The organism is Neobacillus paridis (assembly GCF_016765675.1).
Classification (GTDB): Bacteria; Bacillota; Bacilli; order Bacillales; family Cytobacillaceae; genus Neobacillus; species Neobacillus paridis.
On record NZ_JAESWB010000275.1, the window covers coordinates 1 to 666 of the forward strand.

Here is a 666-nt window from a genome sequence, read left to right on the forward strand (position 1 = left end):
GTCGACCGGCTGGCGCATCACGATGTCGATCAGCTTGTCGCCTTCGCGGAACTGGCCGATGGTGGTGCCGGACAGGATGGTATTGGCCGTGCGCATCACCGTTTGGGTAGTGACGCCCAGCGCGCGCAGCTTGTCCTGGTCAAGGTCCAGGCGCAGCACCTTGACCGACTCGTTCCAGTTGTCGTTCACGCCGAGCGTGTTGGGATTGGCGCGCATGATTTCCTTGACCTTGTCGGCCACCTCGCGCACCTTGCCCACTTCCAGTCCGCTAACCCGGAACTGCACTGGGTAAGGCACTGGCGGCCCGTTGGGCAGCAGCCGGACCCGGCCGCGCACTTCCGGGAAATCGGTCTTGAACAGTTCCGTGATCTTCTGGCGCATCGCTTCACGGCTCCTGAGGTCCTTGGGCACCACGACGACTTGCGCGACGTTGGTCTGCGGGAAAATCTGGTCCAGCGGCAGGTAGAAGCGCGGGCTGCCAGTGCCGACGTAGCTGGTATAGCTGCGTATGCTGTTCTGCTTCGCAAGGAAGGCTTCGAACTTTTTCACCTGGTTTTCGGTGGCGCCGAAGGATGCGCCCTCAGGCAGCCACATTTCCACCATCAGTTCCGGCCGCGACGAGTCGGGGAAGAACTGCTGCTCGATGAAGCGAAAGCCCAGCACGCC

At 62.3% G+C, this 666-nt stretch carries 1 protein-coding gene; it reads right to left on the reverse strand.

The genetic code is table 11. From position 1 onward, the window contains the following. Window positions 1-666 (reverse strand): efflux RND transporter permease subunit (locus tag JK635_RS28800; RefSeq protein WP_202655282.1); only part of this gene is annotated, 666 nt, incomplete at both ends.